Source organism: Parabacteroides chongii, from assembly GCF_029581355.1.
GTDB lineage: Bacteria > Bacteroidota > Bacteroidia > Bacteroidales > Tannerellaceae > Parabacteroides > Parabacteroides chongii.
The window spans coordinates 647,855-666,718 of the sequence record NZ_CP120849.1 but is presented as its reverse complement, the minus strand read 5'-3'; the positions used below and the strand labels follow the sequence as shown (position 1 = coordinate 666,718).

Sequence of the window (18,864 nt, the reverse complement as noted above, 5' to 3'; positions counted from 1 at the left end):
AGGCCGTTTCCATATCATTTAACACGAATGTTTGGAGTTTTTATGTATATTTGCCTGTCTTTCTTTCAGAAAGAATTAAATCATACAGAAAATACAAATCAAGTAGACTCTCATAAATGAAAAAATGTAATGAACAGCAAGCAGTTTCCCGTACCCTCACTCTTTGTGGCGCAATGGTAGCCTCATTGTTTCTCTGGGGATGCAGCGGAGCAGGTGCAACAGACGAATCATTCGAACGGTCGGATTATTATACCCGTGGCATCGGCCAGTATCCCGGTAACCCGAAGGAGGATTTTTCACCCGAACTGGCTCCGGACCGTACTAACTACAGGAATATTGCCCTCCGGCGTTCGGCGTTCAACTCGTCCAGTCACGATTATAACCTGACGGCACAGTTGGCGACAGACGGTATCGTGACCGATCAGCAACCTCAGTATCTGATCCTTTCTTCCCCGTCGGGCGAAGCTCCGCGGCGTGAGCGTGAATGGATGATCGACGAGGGACCGTACTCACGGAACACCTTTGAAGGAGCGGATACCTGGTTCCAGTTCGATTTGAACAACTACAACCAAACGGCCGACGAACTGCGGTTGACAGGTACGCTTATCTATGATGATAAAGTTGCGGCTGAAGGCTACGAAATTCTCTGCCAAATACCTCAGGGTGATGGAAAATGGGTTGAGGTGGGCCGGCTGAGAGGCAAAGGATTGCCCGGTGAGGCGGTGCGCTACCGTGTGCCGGTGACAGACCCGAACAAGCAGACGGAACAGATTTCCATGCCGGTACGTAAGCTGAGTGAAAGTATACCTTTTGGTAAAGAAGGGTTGACGCTGGGAAAACGCGTCAATTTTTCCACGATGAGGGTAGTATTAAAGATGTCGGGTGCCCACAGTTGGGTATTTACGGCTGCTGATTTCTATAAAGACGGACAGTTGGTGGAAATGAAACCATCCCAGTTCTTCAACAGTGCCTGGATGAGTGCTACGACTGGCGAAGAGTGGCTGTATGTGGATCTGGGCAGCCGTTCCGAATTTGATAAGGTGATCCTGCATTGGATCAATAAAGCCGTAAAAGGTAAAGTACAGGTTTCTGATGATGCCAAACAGTGGACGGATGCAGCCGAACTGCCCGGCGGTGAGAGCCTGAGAGATGAAATAGCGTTGGGCGGCAGCAAGAAAGCACGTTACGTACGTGTCCTGATGCAACAGCCTGCCAACGACAGCCGTTATATCCTGAGTGAGCTGGAAGTGATGGGTAAGGGCGGATTAATTCCCCAGCCTGTTGCCGCTCCGGCCGTATCGCAAGGAAAGATCAACCTGTCCGGCGGAAACTGGCAATTACAGCGGGCTTCCGAAGTGACTGCCGCCGGTGAAAAGATATCCACTCCGGATTTCAAGCCGGAAAACTGGATCGTTGCTACCGTGCCGGGTACTGTCTTGAGCAGTTACAAGAATATCGGGGCTATTGCCGATCCGAACTATGCCGACAATCAGTCGATGATTTCGGAATCGTTCTTCAACTCCGACTTTTGGTATCGCGACGAGTTTACCGTACCGGAAAATTTCAAACAGGAACGTATCTTCCTGAACTTCGATGGTATCAACTGGAAAGCAAACGTTTATGTGAACGGTAAGAAGGCCGGCCGTATCGAGGGTGCCTTTATGCGTGGCAAGTTCGATGTGACGGATGTAGTCGTTGCGGGTAAGAACGTGGTGGCTGTAGAGATCATCAAAAACGAACATATCGGTGCCATCAAGGAAAAGAATGCACAGAGCACGGACTTCAACGGAGGTATCCTGGGTGCTGACAATCCTACTTTCCATGCAACGATCGGCTGGGACTGGATCCCGACGATGCGCGGACGTAATATCGGTATCTGGAACGATGTGTTCCTGACGACTACCGGAAAAGTGACGGTAGCCGACCCGCTCGTGACTTCCGTATTGCCGTTGCCCGACACGACCTCTGCCACACTGACGGCGGAAGTGATCGTGAAGAACCATGACGCGAATGCCGTAAAAGGTATGCTGGAAGGTAAGGTAGGCGATATCACATTCCAACAGCCGGTAGAACTGGCGGCCGGAGAGGAAAAGACGGTAGTCTTCGATGCAAAGGATTTTGCTCAGTTGAAGATGCAGAACCCGCGTCTGTGGTGGCCGAAAGGGTATGGCGAGCCCAACCTGTATGATGCTAATTTCACATTCAAGATTGACGATAAGGTATCGGATGCGAAAGACTTCAAGGTCGGTATCCGTCAAATGACATTCAATGAAGATAATCATATCCTGAGCATGTTCATCAATGGCCGTCGTTTCATCGGTCGCGGAGGAAACTGGGGATTCAGTGAATCCAACCTGAACTATCGTGCCCGCGAATACGACATTGCCATCGCTTATCATGCCGATATGAATTTTACGATCATGCGTAACTGGGTCGGTATGATCGGCGACGAGGAACTGTATGAGGCATGCGACCGTCACGGTATCATGATCTGGCAGGACTTCTGGCTGGCGAACCCGTCTGACGGACCTGATCCGTATTATCCGGAAATGTTCATCGCCAATGCCGAAGATTATGTGAAACGTATCCGCAGCCATGCGTCTATCGGTATCTATTGCGGACGTAACGAAGGCTTCCCGCCCGAGCAGCTCGATAAGGCTTTACGCCGGATCGTCAAGGAAGAACACGGGGATATCCATTATATTTCCAGCTCTGCCGATGAGGTGGTGAGTGGTCACGGCCCGTACCGTATGCTTCCGGCGAAGGAGTATTTCACGCTGAAGACCGGCAACGACAAGTTCCATAGCGAACGCGGTATGCCGAACGTACTGACCTATGAAAGTATGCTCCGTACCTTCTCTCCGGAAGGTATCTGGCCGCAGGACAACCAGTGGGGTATGCACGACTATACCCGCGAAGGTGCACAGGGTGCCACTTCTTTCAACGAGATCATCGCGAAAGGATACGGCGAACCGCAGAGTGCCAAAGAATTTTCCGAACTCGCCCAGTGGGTGAACTACGACGGTCACCGCAGCTTGTTCGAATCCAGAAGTCAGAACCGTAAAGGTCTGTTGATGTGGATGAGCCACTCTTGCTGGCCTTCCATGGTATGGCAAACATACGATTATTATTTCGAACCGACAGCTGCCTACTTCGCCATCAAGAAGGCTTCCGAACCGCTGCATATCCAGTGGAATCCGGCTACCGACGAAGTGGAAGTGGTCAATTACAGTGCCGGTGCGCATAAAGGTCTGACGGCAAAAGTACAGGTGTTGAATATGGATGCTTCCGTAGCCTGGGAAAAAGAAGTGACGATCGACAGCAACGAAGATACGACTAACAAATGTATTCAGCTGGAATTTCCGTCCAACCTATCGAAGGTTCACTTTATCAAGATGGCTTTGACGGAGAATGGCAAGGTCGTTTCGGATAACTTCTATCACAGAAGCCTGGAAGAGAACAATTATCAGGAGTTGCGTACGCTTCCGGCGGTGGCTCTGAAGTCGGATGTATCCACCGGCAAAGAAGCTGACGGCACATGGAACGGTACGGTAGTCATTGAGAATACAACTTCTACTCCGGCTTTGATGATCCGTGTCAATGTCGTTGGAGAGAAAGACGGCGAGCAGTTCTTGCCGATGTTCTATTCCGATAATTACTTTGCCCTGCTTCCGGGAGAAAAGAAGGAAGTGAGCTTCCGTTGGAAAGACGAAGATACTCGCGGCAATGCGCCGAAGGTGGTTGTTTCGGGATATAATGTAAATTAGTTGACAGTTGACAGTTGACAGATGACAGTTATTCCGGCTTTCAGCCGATTTATTAACCAAGTGCGAAGCCAAACTGTCACTTGTCAACTGTCAACTGTCAACTGAAATTTTATCTGCCGTATAGGTGTTTTGCCGAAGGAACGAATATGACATTCAGTTCGGGATCGGGCATATCCGGATCTAACGGGAACATCGGGCGAATGATATTCTTATACGGAAGTTTCTGGAAATCCTGGTCCACTCCTCCGCGCGTCAGAGCCATCACCCAGTCCGCTTTCATATTGTACCATTGGTTGACCAGGTATCCCTGTTTTACCATGACGATATCCATTTCACGGGGATCTATTCCGGTGCCCTCCAGGTTAGGCGTAGGGGAAGAGGTTCCCACAACTACATAAATGCTTCCTGTCTTGATAATGGCAATATTGTTGCGTCTTCTGTAAGGAGCATTGTCGGTTGCCTGCGTCTCATCCTGTGCAGGACTGACATATACGACCGTACCCGATAGTTTTACAGGCGGTTCGTAGGAGTTGTCCGTCATAGCGCCTACATATCCTTCGGCCTGACCTCCGATACCGGCTTTCCGTGCGGCTTCGACCATCTCGTCTCCCGGAATGGAACAATAAAGCAGGCTTTTTCCGTTGGGCGACTGAAGTTCCGGACGTTTCAACACCCGTGCCAATGTCCATGTAACCTCACCTGATCCGCCACCGCCGGGATTGTCTCCCATGTCGCTGATAAAGAAAGGTTTCTTGTCACTGACTATAGCCACGTCCAGACATTTTTCGAGCGAATATCCGGGAGCTTCCAGCGTAAACTGGCGGCGTACATCCCAGAATTTCTGTGCCAGTTTCTTAGCTCCGGCTTCCACCTGTGCCTTGTTGTCGCCGTATACCATCACTACACCTTGATTGCGGCGGTCGTCTCCCCATACATAACCGATCCAGATACCGGCATCGATCACACCCGGCATGGCTTCCACTTCGGGTACCAGGGCATAGAGCGATTTGGCAGGTTCGGCACGCGTGCTCGACCATTCTCCGGAAACTAATACGGGAACAGCTACCCAGGCTTTATATGCCGGACGTCCTTTGCCGGAAGCCAGGCGGTCGAGCAGATTGACTACGCCACGGCGATGCGATTCGCGGGAATCGTCATGGGGAGCCTTGCGGTAGGTCGTGATCAGGTCCGAGTTGAGGGCTACCAGCCAGGAAGCATTGCCGTGGAGGTCCATCGTTGTCGTAACAAGGACATCGTTTCCGATAAGGCTGCGTACTTTTTCCATAAACTCGCCTTCCGGGTCGGCAACACCTTCCACGCTACAGGCTCCGTGATTGTAAAACCAGAAAGCATCGTAAGGCATGTTTGCCTTTATGATTTCGAGTGCTTCGTTGACAAAGGCTTCGTATGATTCACGTGTAACGGGACCTCTGCCACCGCCCCTGCCCATCAGGGAGGGAAGCCATGTCGCGGCTTGTCCCATAGCGGAATCCGGGCTCAGATAATCCGGCAAGGTAAGCGGTCTCCCGACCAGCGGTTGCCTGTTTGGCATAAATACACTGTTCTCGATTTGTATACCGGCAATGCCGATACGTGGTTTTTTTTGCTGTGCAGCGGCATCGTTGGCAAATGACACTACGAACAGGCAAAGACTCAGGAAAAGGAAAACTTTCTTCATGGTGCGTTTATATTTAAATAGTATGACAAAATGCAAGATATGTGTTTTTACTGAAAACTGGCTTAAACTTAGTGGAAATATATGAGAAACCACTCAATGTCGGGGGTAAATTATTACCTTGAAGGTTCGAATGCGAATATAACTCCTTTGATAATCGGATTACAAATAATACCTTTGTAACCAAGAAGCAAAAAGATAAAAAATATGGCTGATCAAAAAGTAGTGATTAGTAAGGATCTGAAAGCCGACTTGCAGGAGTTCCTTACTTCATTGAATTACGATAAATTGTTTGTTCTTACCGATACGAATACACAGGAAAAGTGTTATCCGCTGGTGCAGGATGTACCGGCATTAAAGGATGCTCCGGTGATAACGGTCGATGCAGGTGATACGCATAAAGGACTGGAAGCCTTGTCTGCTATCTGGATGCGTCTTTCCAATGAAGGAGCTTCCCGCAATTCTCTGCTGGTAAACCTGGGAGGAGGAATGATCACGGATATGGGCGGTTTTGCCGGGGCAACATTCAAGCGCGGGCTGAAGACGGTTAATATCCCGACAACGCTGATGGCTTCAGTGGATGCTGCCGTAGGTGGAAAAACGGGTATTAACTTCAATGGCCTGAAGAACGAGATCGGTTCTTTCTATCCGCCCGAATGTGTGTTTATCGACTGTGAGTTCCTGCGTACGCTGGACCGTAACAACCTCTTGTCCGGTTATGCGGAGATGATCAAACATGCACTGATCAGTTCGATGGATACCTATGCGACGGTGATGCTGTTCGATCTCGACCAGAAGATGGATTATGCTTTCCTGAATAAGATGGTGGCGCAGTCTGTTGCCGTGAAGGAACGTATCGTGGCAGAAGACCCGAAAGAACATGGTATCCGTAAGGCTTTGAACTTCGGTCATACCATCGGGCATGCTTACGAAAGTCTTTCTTTTAAAAAGAACCGTCCGTTGTTGCACGGACATGCGGTAGCTGCCGGTATCATCAGTGAATTGTATCTTTCTCATAAGCTCTGCGGTTTTCCGTCAAGCAATCTGAGCCAGGTCATTCAATATATCAAGGAGTATTACCCTCCTTTCGTCTTCGACTGTAAAGACTACGAGACTTTGTACGAGCTGATGACTCATGACAAGAAGAACGAGGGGGGTATCATCAATTTTACCCTGCTTTCGAAAATCGGTGAAGTTCAGATAAATCAGCAGGTGACAAAGGAAAAAATACTGGAGTCATTAGATTTTTACCGCGAAAGTTTTGGCGTATAAAGGAAAAATCTTACCTTTGCAGCCGTAAAACAAAACGGGGTGTAGCTCAGCCCGGTTAGAGTACGCGTCTGGGGGGCGTGTGGTCGGAAGTTCGAATCTTCTCACCCCGACATTGCTGAGCAAAAGGAGTTAAACGATAAGTTTAGCTCCTTTTTTTGTGCCCGTTCCTTGAAAATACTTATCTTTGGAAAAATACGAGAGAGTTATGAAAAAAGTTTATCTGTTATCCGCATTCTTGTTGGCATGTTGTCTTTCCTGTTCAAAAGATGATGGTTTGGACCCGGAGCCTCCTGTTGTTGTTCCCGAACCGGAGCCCGATCCTGAACCGATTGTCTGGAAAAATTATATATCTTACCTGGATATAGTGAAAGATAGTGTTTGGGCGGATGGGAAAGGTGAAACTTTTCTGGTGAAGAACTCTTCTTTTTCGGCTTATGTAATAAAAGATTCTTACCGGCTGAAGGACGGTATCTATCCGGGGTTGGTGGTCGATGTCAATCCGGACAGAATTCCTACATTGAAACCTGTTCCGGATGTGGAATATAATCCGATAACTTTTGGCAGCTGGCCTTTTGTTGGTGCTGTTACTACAGAGCATCCTGCCGAGTCGATGTGTACTGAAATGAAAGAAAAAGTGTTGGCAAGTAGCGGCCAGATAAATTCGTTTAGTAGCTCTTCAGGGCGCGATTATCATTCAGCAAAGGAATTATATATGCTGTTTGCCGCTGAAGGAATCAGGATGGATAGTATCATGAACGGTCGGAAATATTCAACCCTGGAGATGAAAGAAAAGCACGGGGTACTTTATAACTTTAAATATACGGCATTTACTATCGATATGGATTTGCCTCAGAATGGGCAACTGCTGAAAAAAGATCCGGAGGATTATACGTCCCTGAAATACGTCAACTCGATAAGTTATGGGGTTATAGGATGTATGACGATCGAGTCGGATAGTACATGTAGTTCCATCAAAGCGCTGGTAAACAAGGTGAAGGATGGGGAAGAACTGACGGAAGCCGAAAAGACACTTGTCAGGAACTTACATGTGCGTACGGCTCTCTTTAATGCGGGAGGTGGTAACGGTACTTTCTCGGATGAAATAGGTCCTGTTTTGCAGGCAACCCAGGGGATGATCAGGGAATTTTTTCATCCCGGAGACCTTAGACCGCATATCGGAATGCTCGATATCCATTTTGCAAATTATAATGATCATGGTGTGGATGATGTTATATTGCGTATAGACGCTCCTGTCTCTTCAAAAGAGTAAGGTTTCGGTATAAGTAATTGGAATGGTTTTATTTACCATAGCGGCAGTCGGTCCAGGATCTGTATTTTCATCTCTGCCTCTGAACTGGCACCGACAAAGCCCAGTCCGCCAACCACATTCTGTGGGACGATGACCGGTTCCATGAACGTATCGTTGTAGTTTTCTGAATCCAGGCAGTTCATAGCACGCATATAGCGGTAGTCCGCTTTGGTAATACTGAGGATATGGACGATGGCATCTGTTTGGATACGGACGGCTTCATATTGGTGGTTGAAGTCGAAGAAGCGAGCGTAGACATTCAAGGTATAGGAACCATTCTCGAAACGGCTGTCGGTGAATATGTTGCGTACATTTTGTACGGTCATGTCCAGGATGCCGAACTCTTCGTCGTCGGCAGTAGTCATGTGGCCATCGGTCAGTACGATGTCTTCTTGGTTGATGATATCTGTTTGCCTTCTGTCGAAAGGGGGGAATGTGTCTCTGATACCGGTCTTTATATCTGCTGTATAGGACTTTTCTTCGATTGCCAGCTGGTAATAGTTCTTTTCGCCGGGCAGGTCATCGAACGTGATCCTGTATCGCATACATTCTGTCATATAATATCCTACTTTTATTTGCGTGCGCAACGTGTCTATCCGGATGATCTTTTCGATAGGTCGGGGGATTTCCACTTCTGCCCATGCGTTATACTGGCCGTCTTCGGCTGTTGCCTCCAGGCGTACGCGGTCGCCGGGATGGAAAACGGTTTGTAGGCGGCATACTTTCATACTGTCTCCATTTGAACTCCATAGCGTTATTTTGGATTCAGCCACTTCCTTTTTTTCGTTGTTGACATAGACCGTGACGGAGCCATTGCTTACCAACGTCATATTCTCACTGTCGATTATATATAGCTGCACTTCGTTTTCCTCTTTCTCTGCTTCCAGGATGGCATTCATCAGTAATTGTGGTTTCTGGTACTTGTCGTTGAACGGTATTTCGTTCTCGCAAGCGGAGAAGAGCGTGATGCCGAGTATGAATACGATGAATAAATGCTTTTTCATATCCGATGTCTTTTAAAATTTGAATGTATAGGTTACTGCCGGGATACAAGGCAACAGGGTTTGCTTGATCAGTTTTGTGTTGCGGGTCCATTTGGTCTGCATGATGCCATGTTCGTCCATGTAGTCCTGTCCGATAAGTTCTTCTTCTTTATAGACCAGGTTGGGGGTCATGGCATTGTAAGCGTTATAGACCGACAGGCTCCAGGTTTGTGTGCCCCGGCGTAGTTTCTTGTGGAAATTGATACTTAGGTTTAGCCGGTGGCTGACCGGTAAACGGAAATTGTTTCGATGGGCGATATAGTCTATCATGTTTGCCTGCCAGATTGAGGAGAGTATGCCGGTTCGCTGGTCGGCAATGGTAGCGGTCCCGCCGGTGTTGAATATCCAGGTAGCCCCGACATCGATCCGGTCGTTGAACTGGTGGTTCAGGCAGAGATTGATGTTGTGGTGACGGTCGTATTTATAAGGGAAACGTTCGCCGTTGTTGATGCTGCCGTCTTTGAACCGGCGGTCGCTTTTGGCGATGGTATAGGCCAGCCAGCCGGTCGTTTTCCCCATGGTTTTCTGTGCCATTATTTCTAATCCGAAAGAGCGTCCGCGACCCATTTCGACCTTCTCTTGCCAGCCTCCTGAGGTGCCGAAAAAAGAGGCACCGTCCTGATACTCCAATACGTTGTGCATATCCTTATAATATCCTTCGAGTGAGAACTCCCAGCCTTTTACTCCGGTATAATAGCTTCCTGCCGCATATTGATAAGAGCGCATCGGGCGGATCTGTTTGGTTACAGGTACCCACAAATCGGTCGGTAATGAAATAGGCGAGGAGCTCAGTAAATGTACGTACTGCTCCATTTGGGTGAACGAGCCTTTTATCGCCCAATCATCGGTGAGACGGTAACGGGCTGACAGGCGGGGTTGGGCGGAGAGATACCCTTTTCCTTGCGTATAGAACAGGGAGAGATGCACGCCTGCATTGAAACTTAATTTATTGCCGATATTGAAATTGTCTTCTGCATATAACGAGCATTCGTGACCGTGAAGATAACTGTTTGAAGAATCGTTGTAGACAGTATCCTGTGCTGTCGATCCGTTTTCGGCTTCCTTGACACGGGAAGTCGTGACCTCCGGACGGAATGTATGATAGAGGTAAGCTCCGCCGAATTTGATATGGTGGTTCGGTGCCGGCGTATAATCGTAGTCTGTCTGGAAACTGACATCATGTATGCCGGAGCGATAATCGGAGTTATATACATAGGATTCGTTATGGTCGGGTTTCGTTTCTTCGTGTTCATTCTTGCCGGTGACTTCTCTTTTGTAACTGTCTGCCATCGACATCTGGTAATGGTTGTAAGCTACGGTCGTATTGCTGAACAGTTTGTTGTTGAATACATAGTTCCAGCGTCCGGCAGCGATCGTATTGCCCCAGTTGAAATTGATATCGCTGTTGTAGAAATACATGCGCGGACCGCCGTCATATCCGTCGTATTCCTTGTCCTGCTTGTAATCGTAGTGGTCTTTTCCTTTGTAGAAACTCAGGAATAAACGGCTGCGATCAGAGAACTTGTGGTTCACTTTGGCATTGATGTCGTAAAAGTAATAATTGTATTTCTTATCGTCCGGCAGGAACGGGCGGGCTATCAGGTCCAGATACGTGCGCCGTCCTGTCAGGCAGAAAGATGTTTTATCTTTCTGTATCGGTCCTTCCATATGCAGTTTGCTGGTCAGCAGGCCGACACTGACTGTTCCGTGATAGTTCTGCATATCGCCGTCGTTGGTGCGGATGTCAACGATGGATGATAGCCGTCCCCCGTAACGTGCCGGGAAAGATCCTTTGAAGAGAGTGACTTTCTTCATGGCTTCCGGTGTGAAGATAGAGAATACACCCAGCAGATGGTCGGCATTATAAATAGGAATGCCATCCAGCAGGATCAGATTTTGGTCGGGACCGCCACCGCGCACATATAAGCCGCTGAATCCTTCTATGCCAGCCTGTACTCCGGGCATTAACTGGATGGTTTTCAATAGATCGGCCTCTCCCAGGATTGCCGGGGTATTGCGTATCTGCTTCATCGGTATGTCTATTGCTCCCATGCCAGTGGAATGGATACCGGCTTCCCTTTTTTCTGACAGGACGACTACCTCCTCCAGTTGATTGTTCGTCTGTAAGCGGATATTCAGTAATGTATCTTTCTCCAGTCGGAACCGGCATGTCTGCTGTTCGTATCCGAGATAAGAGAAAGAGAGTTCCGTTGCCCCTGCCGGTAGTGTGATGCTGTAAAATCCGAAAGGATTGGTGGAGGTTCCTGTCCCCTGGTGTCGTTCGAATATGTTGGTACCGATCAGTGTCTCGGAAGAAATGCCGTCCGTAACGTAACCGCTGATCGTGTATTTTAGATTGGCAGGTGTTTCCCGTTCCTGTAGCAGAATATGTTTTCCTGTCACTTTGAAAGTGACTGCTTCGTTTTCGAATGCTTTCCGGAGGATCTCGCTGACGCTTTTCCGGGACATGTTCAATGTGACAGGCTTTTTAAGATGTATATTCTCCCCATAGATAATGGAAAAGCCGGTAGAGGCTTCCAACTGCTTTACGAATGTATTTAAAGAAGCATTCTGAATGCTAAAGTTAAGCCGTTCTTCTTTGGTTTGCGCATGGAGAGAGCTACTTCCCAGCGTTATCCACAGCAAAAGTAGAAGGCTGATGCGGGAGAAAAAGCTATTCGTGAAATGGTTCATAACTTAGTTAAGTTTACTACTGATAATGATCGTATCGTTTGTCTTTGTGTAATTAAAATGGGCAGCCCCTTTTAATAGGCTAAGTATTTCTTCCAGGCTCTCGCCATTAGTGAAGTTCGCCCGTATGCGGAAACTTCTGAGAGCCGGGTCGGTGATCTCTATTTTCAGATTGAATGCGTGCGACAGCTGTCGGGTAATTTCTTGCAAAGGCAGATAGTCGAATTGGAAATGGCCGTTGCGCCAGGTGATTTCGTTGTCACTTTCCTGGTTTACTTCATGAGCTAAACATTGTTTTGCCCGGTCGTAAACGGCACTTTCATTGGGAGAAAGGATAAGTTGCTTGTTTTCGCCCGGAATACTGACTTCAACGGAACCTTCGAGCAAGGTCGTTTTTATCTCCGGATCGCTGGGATAGGCTTCTATATTAAACCGGGTGCCCAGTACCTCTACGTCGATGGCTTCTGCTTTGACGATAAACGGATGTCTTTTATCTTTCTCCACATCGAAATACGCCTCACCGGTCAGTTGTACTTCCCTCTTATCCCCCCTGAAACGGGTAGGAAAGCGAAGTGTGGAATAACGGTTCAGCGTGACCACGGACTGGTCGGGGAGTGTGATCTCCTGTATTTCCGCTAATGTTGAAATCGTTTGCATGGTTGTGGACTGTATATGGTCGTATGTGTACCAGCCTGCTATACCTATAAGCAGGGAGGCTGCCACACTTCCGGCTATCCGGAGAAACTTTCTCCTGCCCGTTACCGGGAAAAGGCGTTTTTCCAGTATTCTCCAACTGTTTCGGGCTGAGAAACGTCCTCTCGGCGATCGGGTGGAAGCAACCAGTTGATCCAGTACTTTGTCAATATCTTTGTTTGCAGATGTCATTCTTTCTTTATTTGATGATCGGTTTCACAAATAAAGACAGGGGAAGGTCGCAAAACTCACTATGCTTGTTTGGTGAAAAGAAGTTAATGTTCTGAATTGTCTTCGTCAGTATTCAAATAACGCGATAGCATATCCCGCAGTCGGGTAACCGCCTTTTGTAATTGTGCATCTACGGTATTGGTGCTGATCTTCAATTCCCCGGCTACCTGGGCGTAGCTCTGTTTTTCTTCCCGTATCCGGATAAATATTTCCCGGCATTTTTCCGGCAAACGGTCCAAAGCCTTGACGTAATGAGCGAAAAGTTCTTCAGAAATAAGGGTTTCCTCCGGTGAATATTCCTGGTCGGGTGGGGTTTCGGATATTTCTTCTGTTATGTTTCTGCGGCGTTGTTCTTTTTCCAGATAGTTCAGGGAGGCATTTTTTACTGTGACAAAGAAGTAATCTTCGAGGTTGGCAATGGTGTGCAGGGATTCCCGTCTTTCCCAAATTTTCATGAACACGTCAAGTACGACTTCCTGGGCCCACTCTTCTGTTTTCAAATAATAGTAAGCGATACGGAAAAAGCGGTCAAAGCACAAATCGTAGAACTTTCTCAGGGCTGTCTGAGAATCTTCTTCCTGCATTTGTCGTAAATATTTTCTGATCTCTTGCTCTGTCATGCAATTTTTACTCTGCTCCGTGGTTGCAAAGATACTTTTTAATCAATAAGTATACCCGACTGTGATAAAAAAAGGACTTATTTTGAAATAAGTCCTTTTCTATTTATTATTTATTCATCTTTTCCAATAAAAGAGAGGCACATTTGAAATGTACGATTGTTCGTGGTGTAAGCTGGATTACATCGCCGTTTCTGGGATTTCTTGCCGGACGGCTTGTTTGCAGACGCGGTTTGAATGATCCGAATCCGGGGATGAAAACACGATCACCGGCTTTTGTCTTTTCTGCGACCATTTCGGTAAAAGCATCAAGTATAGTTGTTATATCCTTTTTGCTTATAGCTGTTTTTTCTGCTAATTCATTAATTAATTGACTTCTGTTCATAGCTTTATTTTATTAGTTATTAGATGTTTGTTCTATTTGTTTTGTTTCGATCATGCTCTTTCTGTACTCTAAGGGAGACATGCCCGTATGTTTGCGGAAAAATCTTCCCAAAGACGATTGGTTGGCAAAATTGGTCTTTATTACAATTTGCTGGATGTTTAGCGTCGAATCCCTCAATAATGCTTTAATTTCCAGGATGATATACTCTAATATCCAGTCTTTGGCGGACTTGCCGCTGACTGTCTTAATCACGGTTGTCAGATATTTAGGAGTGATGCACAACTCTTTGGCGTAGAATGCAACTTCCCGGTTTTCTTTGTAATGCTTCATGATCAGATAAAAGAATTTATCTGCAACTTCTTTTTTATGAGCATCCATGGTCGGAATATGCGGAAGTGAATTTATCTTATATGAATTATATAAATCCAAAAAGAGAATCCGGAGTATATGAATGACTGATTCTCTCGGGTACAAATTGGATGGCGATAAAGCTTTCGTATATACCATTTTATAGTAATTCCCAAAGTTGTAACAATCACTATCTGTTAATGGATAATGAAAGTGGCTTCGCATATAAAAGAAGAAGTGAGGCGAAAATCTGTGGATACCGCTCAGTACGTCATTGAATAAGGACTGGGAGATCGAAAATGCACTTACGGTGAAATCATCGCTTATTGCATTAACAGATAAAAGTTGTCCGGGAAGAAAAATGGCCAGTTCATTTTTTCTCAGAACATGTTCATAATTGTGCACTTTGAATGTTGCATTTCCTTCGGAGCACAATATGACTATTCCGCATTCTGTGTACGATGGATACGGAGTTATAGGAACTTGTTTGACATTCTCATAGATTATTAAATCATTTTTTATAGAATAACTGGTGTCATTATTTCCTACATATAGTTTGTTTTCATTTAAAGACATCACCCTATTTTATTTCGTGTATAAAAATAAAACATCGTTCCTTATGATATTTGGATTGTGGAATTTTGGTATGACAATGAAGAAATATGGCACGTATATTGACATTTTTTTATTGATAGTGCCTTGTTGAACAATATAAACCAGTATATATAGGTTTTTGTTCATGTATGATATCCTAAAAAATGTTGTTGTAAGATATGCCTTTTCCAACTCTTTATTCAATGCGGCGGAGTAGGAAGAAAACCGGGTCTTTTGACGAATTTGAAGATTCTATGAAATTAAAGGCTTGAAATTGTATGAAAATAAGAAGATGTTTGTATATTTAAAGCTGTAAAGAAACAGCAGGTACAACTTACTTGTTCGTTCAGTAGTTATTAATAAAAAGCAAGTATAACTTTAAAGTCAAACATCATGGGAAAAAATCTGATTCACAGCAATGAGCTGCATCTTATCGACAAGAAAGAAATTCACAATGCAGCCAAAAAAATGGTAGAGTCTTTAAACTTGGCAGCCGGATCGACTGGTGGTTTTGATATCTATAAAGTAGTTGAAACCTATTTTACCGATTTGGACAAAAGACACGAAATTAATCAGCTGATAGGTATCGGTGAAGACTGTGCTTATTATGGTGCACAAGAACAGGCAGCTGAATGCGAAAAGGCAGAAGCTGCCAATGGGTAAGCGAATGTTTATTTAAAAATAGAAGGAGATACTTTTTAGAAAAGCATCTCCTTTTTTTATGTTGTGTTATAGAGCGTTTACCATGTCAGCGCCGGCAGGAAACTGGAAAGAACCGCTTTGAGTTCTTTGATGTTGATCGGTTTGGTCACGAATCCGTTACTTCCGGCCTGACGTGCCGATTCCATATCATTTTCAAAGGCATAGGCCGATTGCATAATCACGGGGATATCCTGATCGAACTTTCTGATCTCCTTCAGGGCATCTATACCGTTCATTTCCGGCATTTTGATATCCATAAGGATCAGGTCTGCATGTTCTTTCTTATATATCTCCAACAATTCTTTTCCGGTCTTTGCATGAAGAACATTACAATGTTTCTTCAGTATAGTTTTTAGTAATAAGAAATTGCTTTCTTCATCCTCTGCGATGAGAATTGTTATGCCTTTGTCTGTTGTATTTTCTTCCATAATATTTATATTGGAGTAATATCAACAAAGTTCTGTAATTAATTTAAATTACGCAAGCAATAGGTGCTAAATATTATATGAAAATCAACAAATACATGCGTTGGGGACAAAGATGGGCCGTATCGGGTTGGTTATAAAGAAAAAGGAGCTGTTTTTGAAAACAGCTCCTTTTATATTTGTTATCAGTAAGACCTGATTATTTGCCTGAAAGTTTTTCTTTCAAAGCAGCCAGTTCTTCAATGTCACCCAGTGTAGTTTTTTCAACCGGACCAGTTACCATTGCAGAAGACTCTTCGTTCTTGTTGTTGCGTCTTGCAGCCGGCTTTTTGTCACCTGCAGGAGCATCTTTCTTTGCACCCTTCTGTTCATCTTCGAAGATACGGCTATGAGAAAGGATGATACGTTTTGCTTCTTTGTTGAATTCGATTACCTTGAACTGCAGTTTTTCGTCAACAGCAGCCTGAGAACCGTCTTCTTTTACCAGGTGTTTCGGAGTTGCGAAACCTTCTACACCGTAAGGCAGAGAAACTACAGCGCCCTTATCCAGTACTTCAATGATTGTTCCTTCGTGGATTGAACCTACTGTAAAGATCGTTTCAAATACATCCCAAGGATTTTCTTCCAGCTGTTTGTGGCCTAAGCTCAAACGACGGTTTTCCTTGTCGATTTCCAGAACCTGAACTTCGATTTCTGCACCGATCTGAGTGAATTCGCTCGGGTGTTTGATCTTCTTAGTCCAAGAAAGGTCAGAGATGTGGATCAGTCCGTCTACGCCTTCTTCGATTTCTACGAATACACCGAAGTTAGTGAAGTTACGTACTTTTGCTGTGTGGCGTGAACCAACCGGGAAACGAGATTCGATATCTTCCCATGGGTCAGCTTTCAGCTGTTTGATACCCAAAGACATCTTACGTTCGTCACGATCCAAAGTCAGGATAACTGCTTCGATTTCGTCACCAACCTTCATGAAGTCCTGAGCAGAACGCAGGTGCTGAGTCCAGCTCATTTCTGATACGTGGATCAAACCTTCTACGCCCGGAGCGATTTCGATGAATGCACCGTAGTCAGCCATAACAACTACTTTACCTTTTACCTTGTCACCAACCTTCAAGTTAGGATCCAAAGCATCCCAAGGATGCGGAGTCAGTTGTTTCAAGCCCAAAGCGATACGTTTCTTTTCATCGTCGAAGTCAAGGATAACAACGTTGATCTTCTGATCAAGCTGAACGATTTCTTCCGGATGAGAAACACGGCCCCAAGAAAGGTCTGTGATGTGGATCAAACCGTCTACGCCACCCAGGTCGATGAATACACCGTAAGAAGTGATGTTCTTAACAGTTCCTTCCAGTACCTGTCCTTTTTCCAGTTTAGAGATAATGTCTTTCTTCTGTGCTTCAAGCTCTGCTTCGATAAGAGCCTTGTGAGATACAACAACGTTTTTGAATTCCTGGTTGATCTTCACGATCTTGAATTCCATTGTCTTTCCTACGAATACATCATAATCGCGGATCGGTTTAACGTCGATCTGAGAACCCGGTAAGAATGCTTCGATACCGAATACGTCAACGATCATACCGCCCTTCGTACGACATTTGATGTAACCTTTGATAATTTCGTCTTTTTCAAGAGCTTCGTTAACACGATCCCAAGAACGTGTAGCGCGAGCTTTCTTGTGAGACAGGATCAGCTGTCCTTTTTTGTCTTCCTGGTTTTCGATGTATACTTCTACTTCGTCACCAATTTTCAGATCCGGATTGTAACGGAATTCCGCCATTGATACAACACCGTCTGATTTGAAACCGATGTTCACTACAACTTCACGTTTGTTCATTGCAGTAACGGTTCCCATAACGACTTCCTTATCCTTTACAGTGTTCAGGGTTTCGTCATACGTTTTTACAAGGTCGTCCTTGCTTACGTCACCGTAAGTTTCCCCTTTTTCATAGGAGTCCCAGTTGAAATCTTCAACCGGCTGAATGTTCTTTAAATTTTCCATTCTCTAATTGTTAATACTTAAGTTTGTTTTAATTAGTAAGTTAGACATTATGTTGTCATATCTCAAAAATCGGGGCAAAGGTAACGCTTTTTTTCTGATAGACAATAGTTTTACTCCTGAAAATACGTTTCCCTTATCTGTTATTTCTCTTTACGGAATGCCTTCCTGAATTTATAATCGAGGAACAGGAGTAACAATGCCAATATACCGATATAGAAATAGAAACCAAAGGCGGAGATATCAATTTTCGGCCAGTTCATCTGCATCCCGGTCGTTTCCGGTAACCCTATATAATAAAGAATAGAAATGACAGCCATCCCCAGCATCCCCAGCGAAGCAGCAATGACTGCCGCCAGCCCGAATCGTTCGTTACGTTTCCTGGCTTTAACCGTTTCGCCGGCTATCTGTTGCATAATTTTCAGACGGAAGGAAGCCGGCAGTTCTTCTTCCGGCATTTGCCTGAACAGTTTCTCCAGTATATCCGGGTTCTTTTTATGATTGTCCATCTTTATTTTTCCTCCATTCCTTTGATTAATAAAAATAACTTTTTCCGTATGCGGTGCAGTTTCACTTTGATGTTGGATGCACTGAAACCGGTAATGACGGTTAATTCTTCCACCGTCTTTTCTTTCATATAAAAAAGTAGTATCAATGCTCTTTCGTCCGGTGGGAGCAGGGTCAGGGCTGCTTCCAGCCGGTCGAGTTGTTCGGTCGGGGATACGCTCCCCAGCAGTTCGCTGACAGCCTCTTCCGATACGTTGCTGATCTGTGGCTCTTCGATGGCAACGAATTCCTGCTTCTTCCTGCGGAGTTCCGATATAGCCGTATTGTAAGCTATACGGTAGATCCAGGTGGAGAAGCTGCAATCGGCTTTAAACGACGGCAAGTTACGAAATACTTTCATAAATACATCCTGCGCCAGTTCTTCCGCATCCTCCTTATTACGTACCATTTTAAGGATTAACGAATGAACCGGACGGCTGTATTTATCCAGAAGGCAGGCAAAGCAACCTGTATCTCCCGCAACTATTCTTTCTATGTAATATGCGTCGCTATACAACTCCATCCTACCTAATGGACGCAAGTTCGGCAATTTGGTTACAACTTACAACA

15 protein-coding genes and 1 tRNA gene are annotated in these 18,864 nt (G+C 45.5%); 5 read left to right on the top strand and 11 right to left on the bottom strand.

Annotated elements, in window-relative coordinates; all coding sequences use genetic code 11:
• Positions 1–116 precede the first annotated feature (116 nt).
• On the top strand, positions 117–3,767 hold the full coding sequence (locus P3L47_RS02895; protein ID WP_277782614.1) for a glycosyl hydrolase 2 galactose-binding domain-containing protein: 3,651 nt from the start codon (positions 117–119) through the stop codon (positions 3,765–3,767).
• 109 nt (positions 3,768–3,876) lie between these two features.
• On the opposite strand, the gene P3L47_RS02890 is transcribed toward P3L47_RS02895, so the two are convergent.
• Entirely contained in the window at positions 3,877–5,445 is a 1,569-nt protein-coding gene (locus tag P3L47_RS02890; protein ID WP_277782613.1) for a M81 family metallopeptidase, read from the bottom strand.
• Between the two features lie 204 nt (positions 5,446–5,649).
• On the opposite strand from P3L47_RS02890, the gene aroB reads away from it, so the two are divergent.
• From aroB to P3L47_RS02875, 3 genes are all read left to right on the top strand, one after another.
• Positions 5,650–6,714: a 3-dehydroquinate synthase gene (aroB, locus tag P3L47_RS02885; protein WP_277782612.1), complete on the top strand. Its 1,065-nt coding sequence runs from the start codon at positions 5,650–5,652 to the stop codon at positions 6,712–6,714.
• Between the two features lie 35 nt (positions 6,715–6,749).
• Positions 6,750–6,824 (top strand) — tRNA-Pro (locus P3L47_RS02880).
• Between the two features lie 95 nt (positions 6,825–6,919).
• On the top strand, positions 6,920–7,984 hold the full coding sequence (locus P3L47_RS02875) for a hypothetical protein (RefSeq protein ID WP_277782611.1): 1,065 nt from the start codon (positions 6,920–6,922) through the stop codon (positions 7,982–7,984).
• Positions 7,985–8,016: 32 nt separating this feature from the next.
• Here the strand turns inward: P3L47_RS02875 and P3L47_RS02870 are convergent, their stop codons facing one another.
• The 6 genes from P3L47_RS02870 to P3L47_RS23655 form a co-directional block, all read right to left on the bottom strand.
• Positions 8,017–9,027: a DUF4249 domain-containing protein gene (locus P3L47_RS02870; RefSeq protein ID WP_277782610.1), complete on the bottom strand. Its 1,011-nt coding sequence runs from the start codon at positions 9,025–9,027 to the stop codon at positions 8,017–8,019.
• A 12-nt stretch (positions 9,028–9,039) separates the two neighbouring features.
• Positions 9,040–11,760 (bottom strand): TonB-dependent receptor, encoded by a 2,721-nt coding sequence (locus tag P3L47_RS02865; protein ID WP_277782609.1) that lies wholly within the window; start codon positions 11,758–11,760, stop codon positions 9,040–9,042.
• 3 nt (positions 11,761–11,763) lie between these two features.
• Positions 11,764–12,642, bottom strand: a complete 879-nt coding sequence (locus tag P3L47_RS02860; protein WP_277782608.1) for a FecR family protein — start codon at positions 12,640–12,642, stop codon at positions 11,764–11,766.
• An 83-nt stretch (positions 12,643–12,725) separates the two neighbouring features.
• On the bottom strand, positions 12,726–13,301 hold the full coding sequence (locus P3L47_RS02855) for an RNA polymerase sigma-70 factor (RefSeq protein WP_277782607.1): 576 nt from the start codon (positions 13,299–13,301) through the stop codon (positions 12,726–12,728).
• Between the two features lie 106 nt (positions 13,302–13,407).
• A complete protein-coding gene (locus P3L47_RS02850; RefSeq protein WP_122363712.1) occupies positions 13,408–13,683 on the bottom strand; it encodes an HU family DNA-binding protein in 276 nt (91 codons plus the stop codon).
• Between the two features lie 12 nt (positions 13,684–13,695).
• On the bottom strand, positions 13,696–14,607 hold the full coding sequence (locus tag P3L47_RS23655) for a helix-turn-helix domain-containing protein (protein ID WP_122363713.1): 912 nt from the start codon (positions 14,605–14,607) through the stop codon (positions 13,696–13,698).
• Between the two features lie 411 nt (positions 14,608–15,018).
• Between P3L47_RS23655 and P3L47_RS02840 the strand changes: the two genes are divergently transcribed.
• Positions 15,019–15,288, top strand: coding sequence for a hypothetical protein (locus P3L47_RS02840; RefSeq protein ID WP_122363714.1), 270 nt, complete (start codon positions 15,019–15,021; stop codon positions 15,286–15,288).
• Positions 15,289–15,365: 77 nt separating this feature from the next.
• Here the strand turns inward: P3L47_RS02840 and P3L47_RS02835 are convergent, their stop codons facing one another.
• The 4 genes from P3L47_RS02835 to P3L47_RS02820 form a co-directional block, all read right to left on the bottom strand.
• On the bottom strand, positions 15,366–15,755 hold the full coding sequence (locus tag P3L47_RS02835; protein ID WP_122363715.1) for a response regulator: 390 nt from the start codon (positions 15,753–15,755) through the stop codon (positions 15,366–15,368).
• A gap of 196 nt (positions 15,756–15,951) precedes the next feature.
• Positions 15,952–17,751, bottom strand: coding sequence for a 30S ribosomal protein S1 (rpsA, locus tag P3L47_RS02830; RefSeq protein WP_122363716.1), 1,800 nt, complete (start codon positions 17,749–17,751; stop codon positions 15,952–15,954).
• 140 nt (positions 17,752–17,891) lie between these two features.
• Positions 17,892–18,257, bottom strand: coding sequence for a hypothetical protein (locus tag P3L47_RS02825; RefSeq protein ID WP_122363717.1), 366 nt, complete (start codon positions 18,255–18,257; stop codon positions 17,892–17,894).
• A 2-nt stretch (positions 18,258–18,259) separates the two neighbouring features.
• Entirely contained in the window at positions 18,260–18,817 is a 558-nt protein-coding gene (locus tag P3L47_RS02820; protein ID WP_122363718.1) for an RNA polymerase sigma factor, read from the bottom strand.
• Positions 18,818–18,864: the final 47 nt, after the last annotated feature.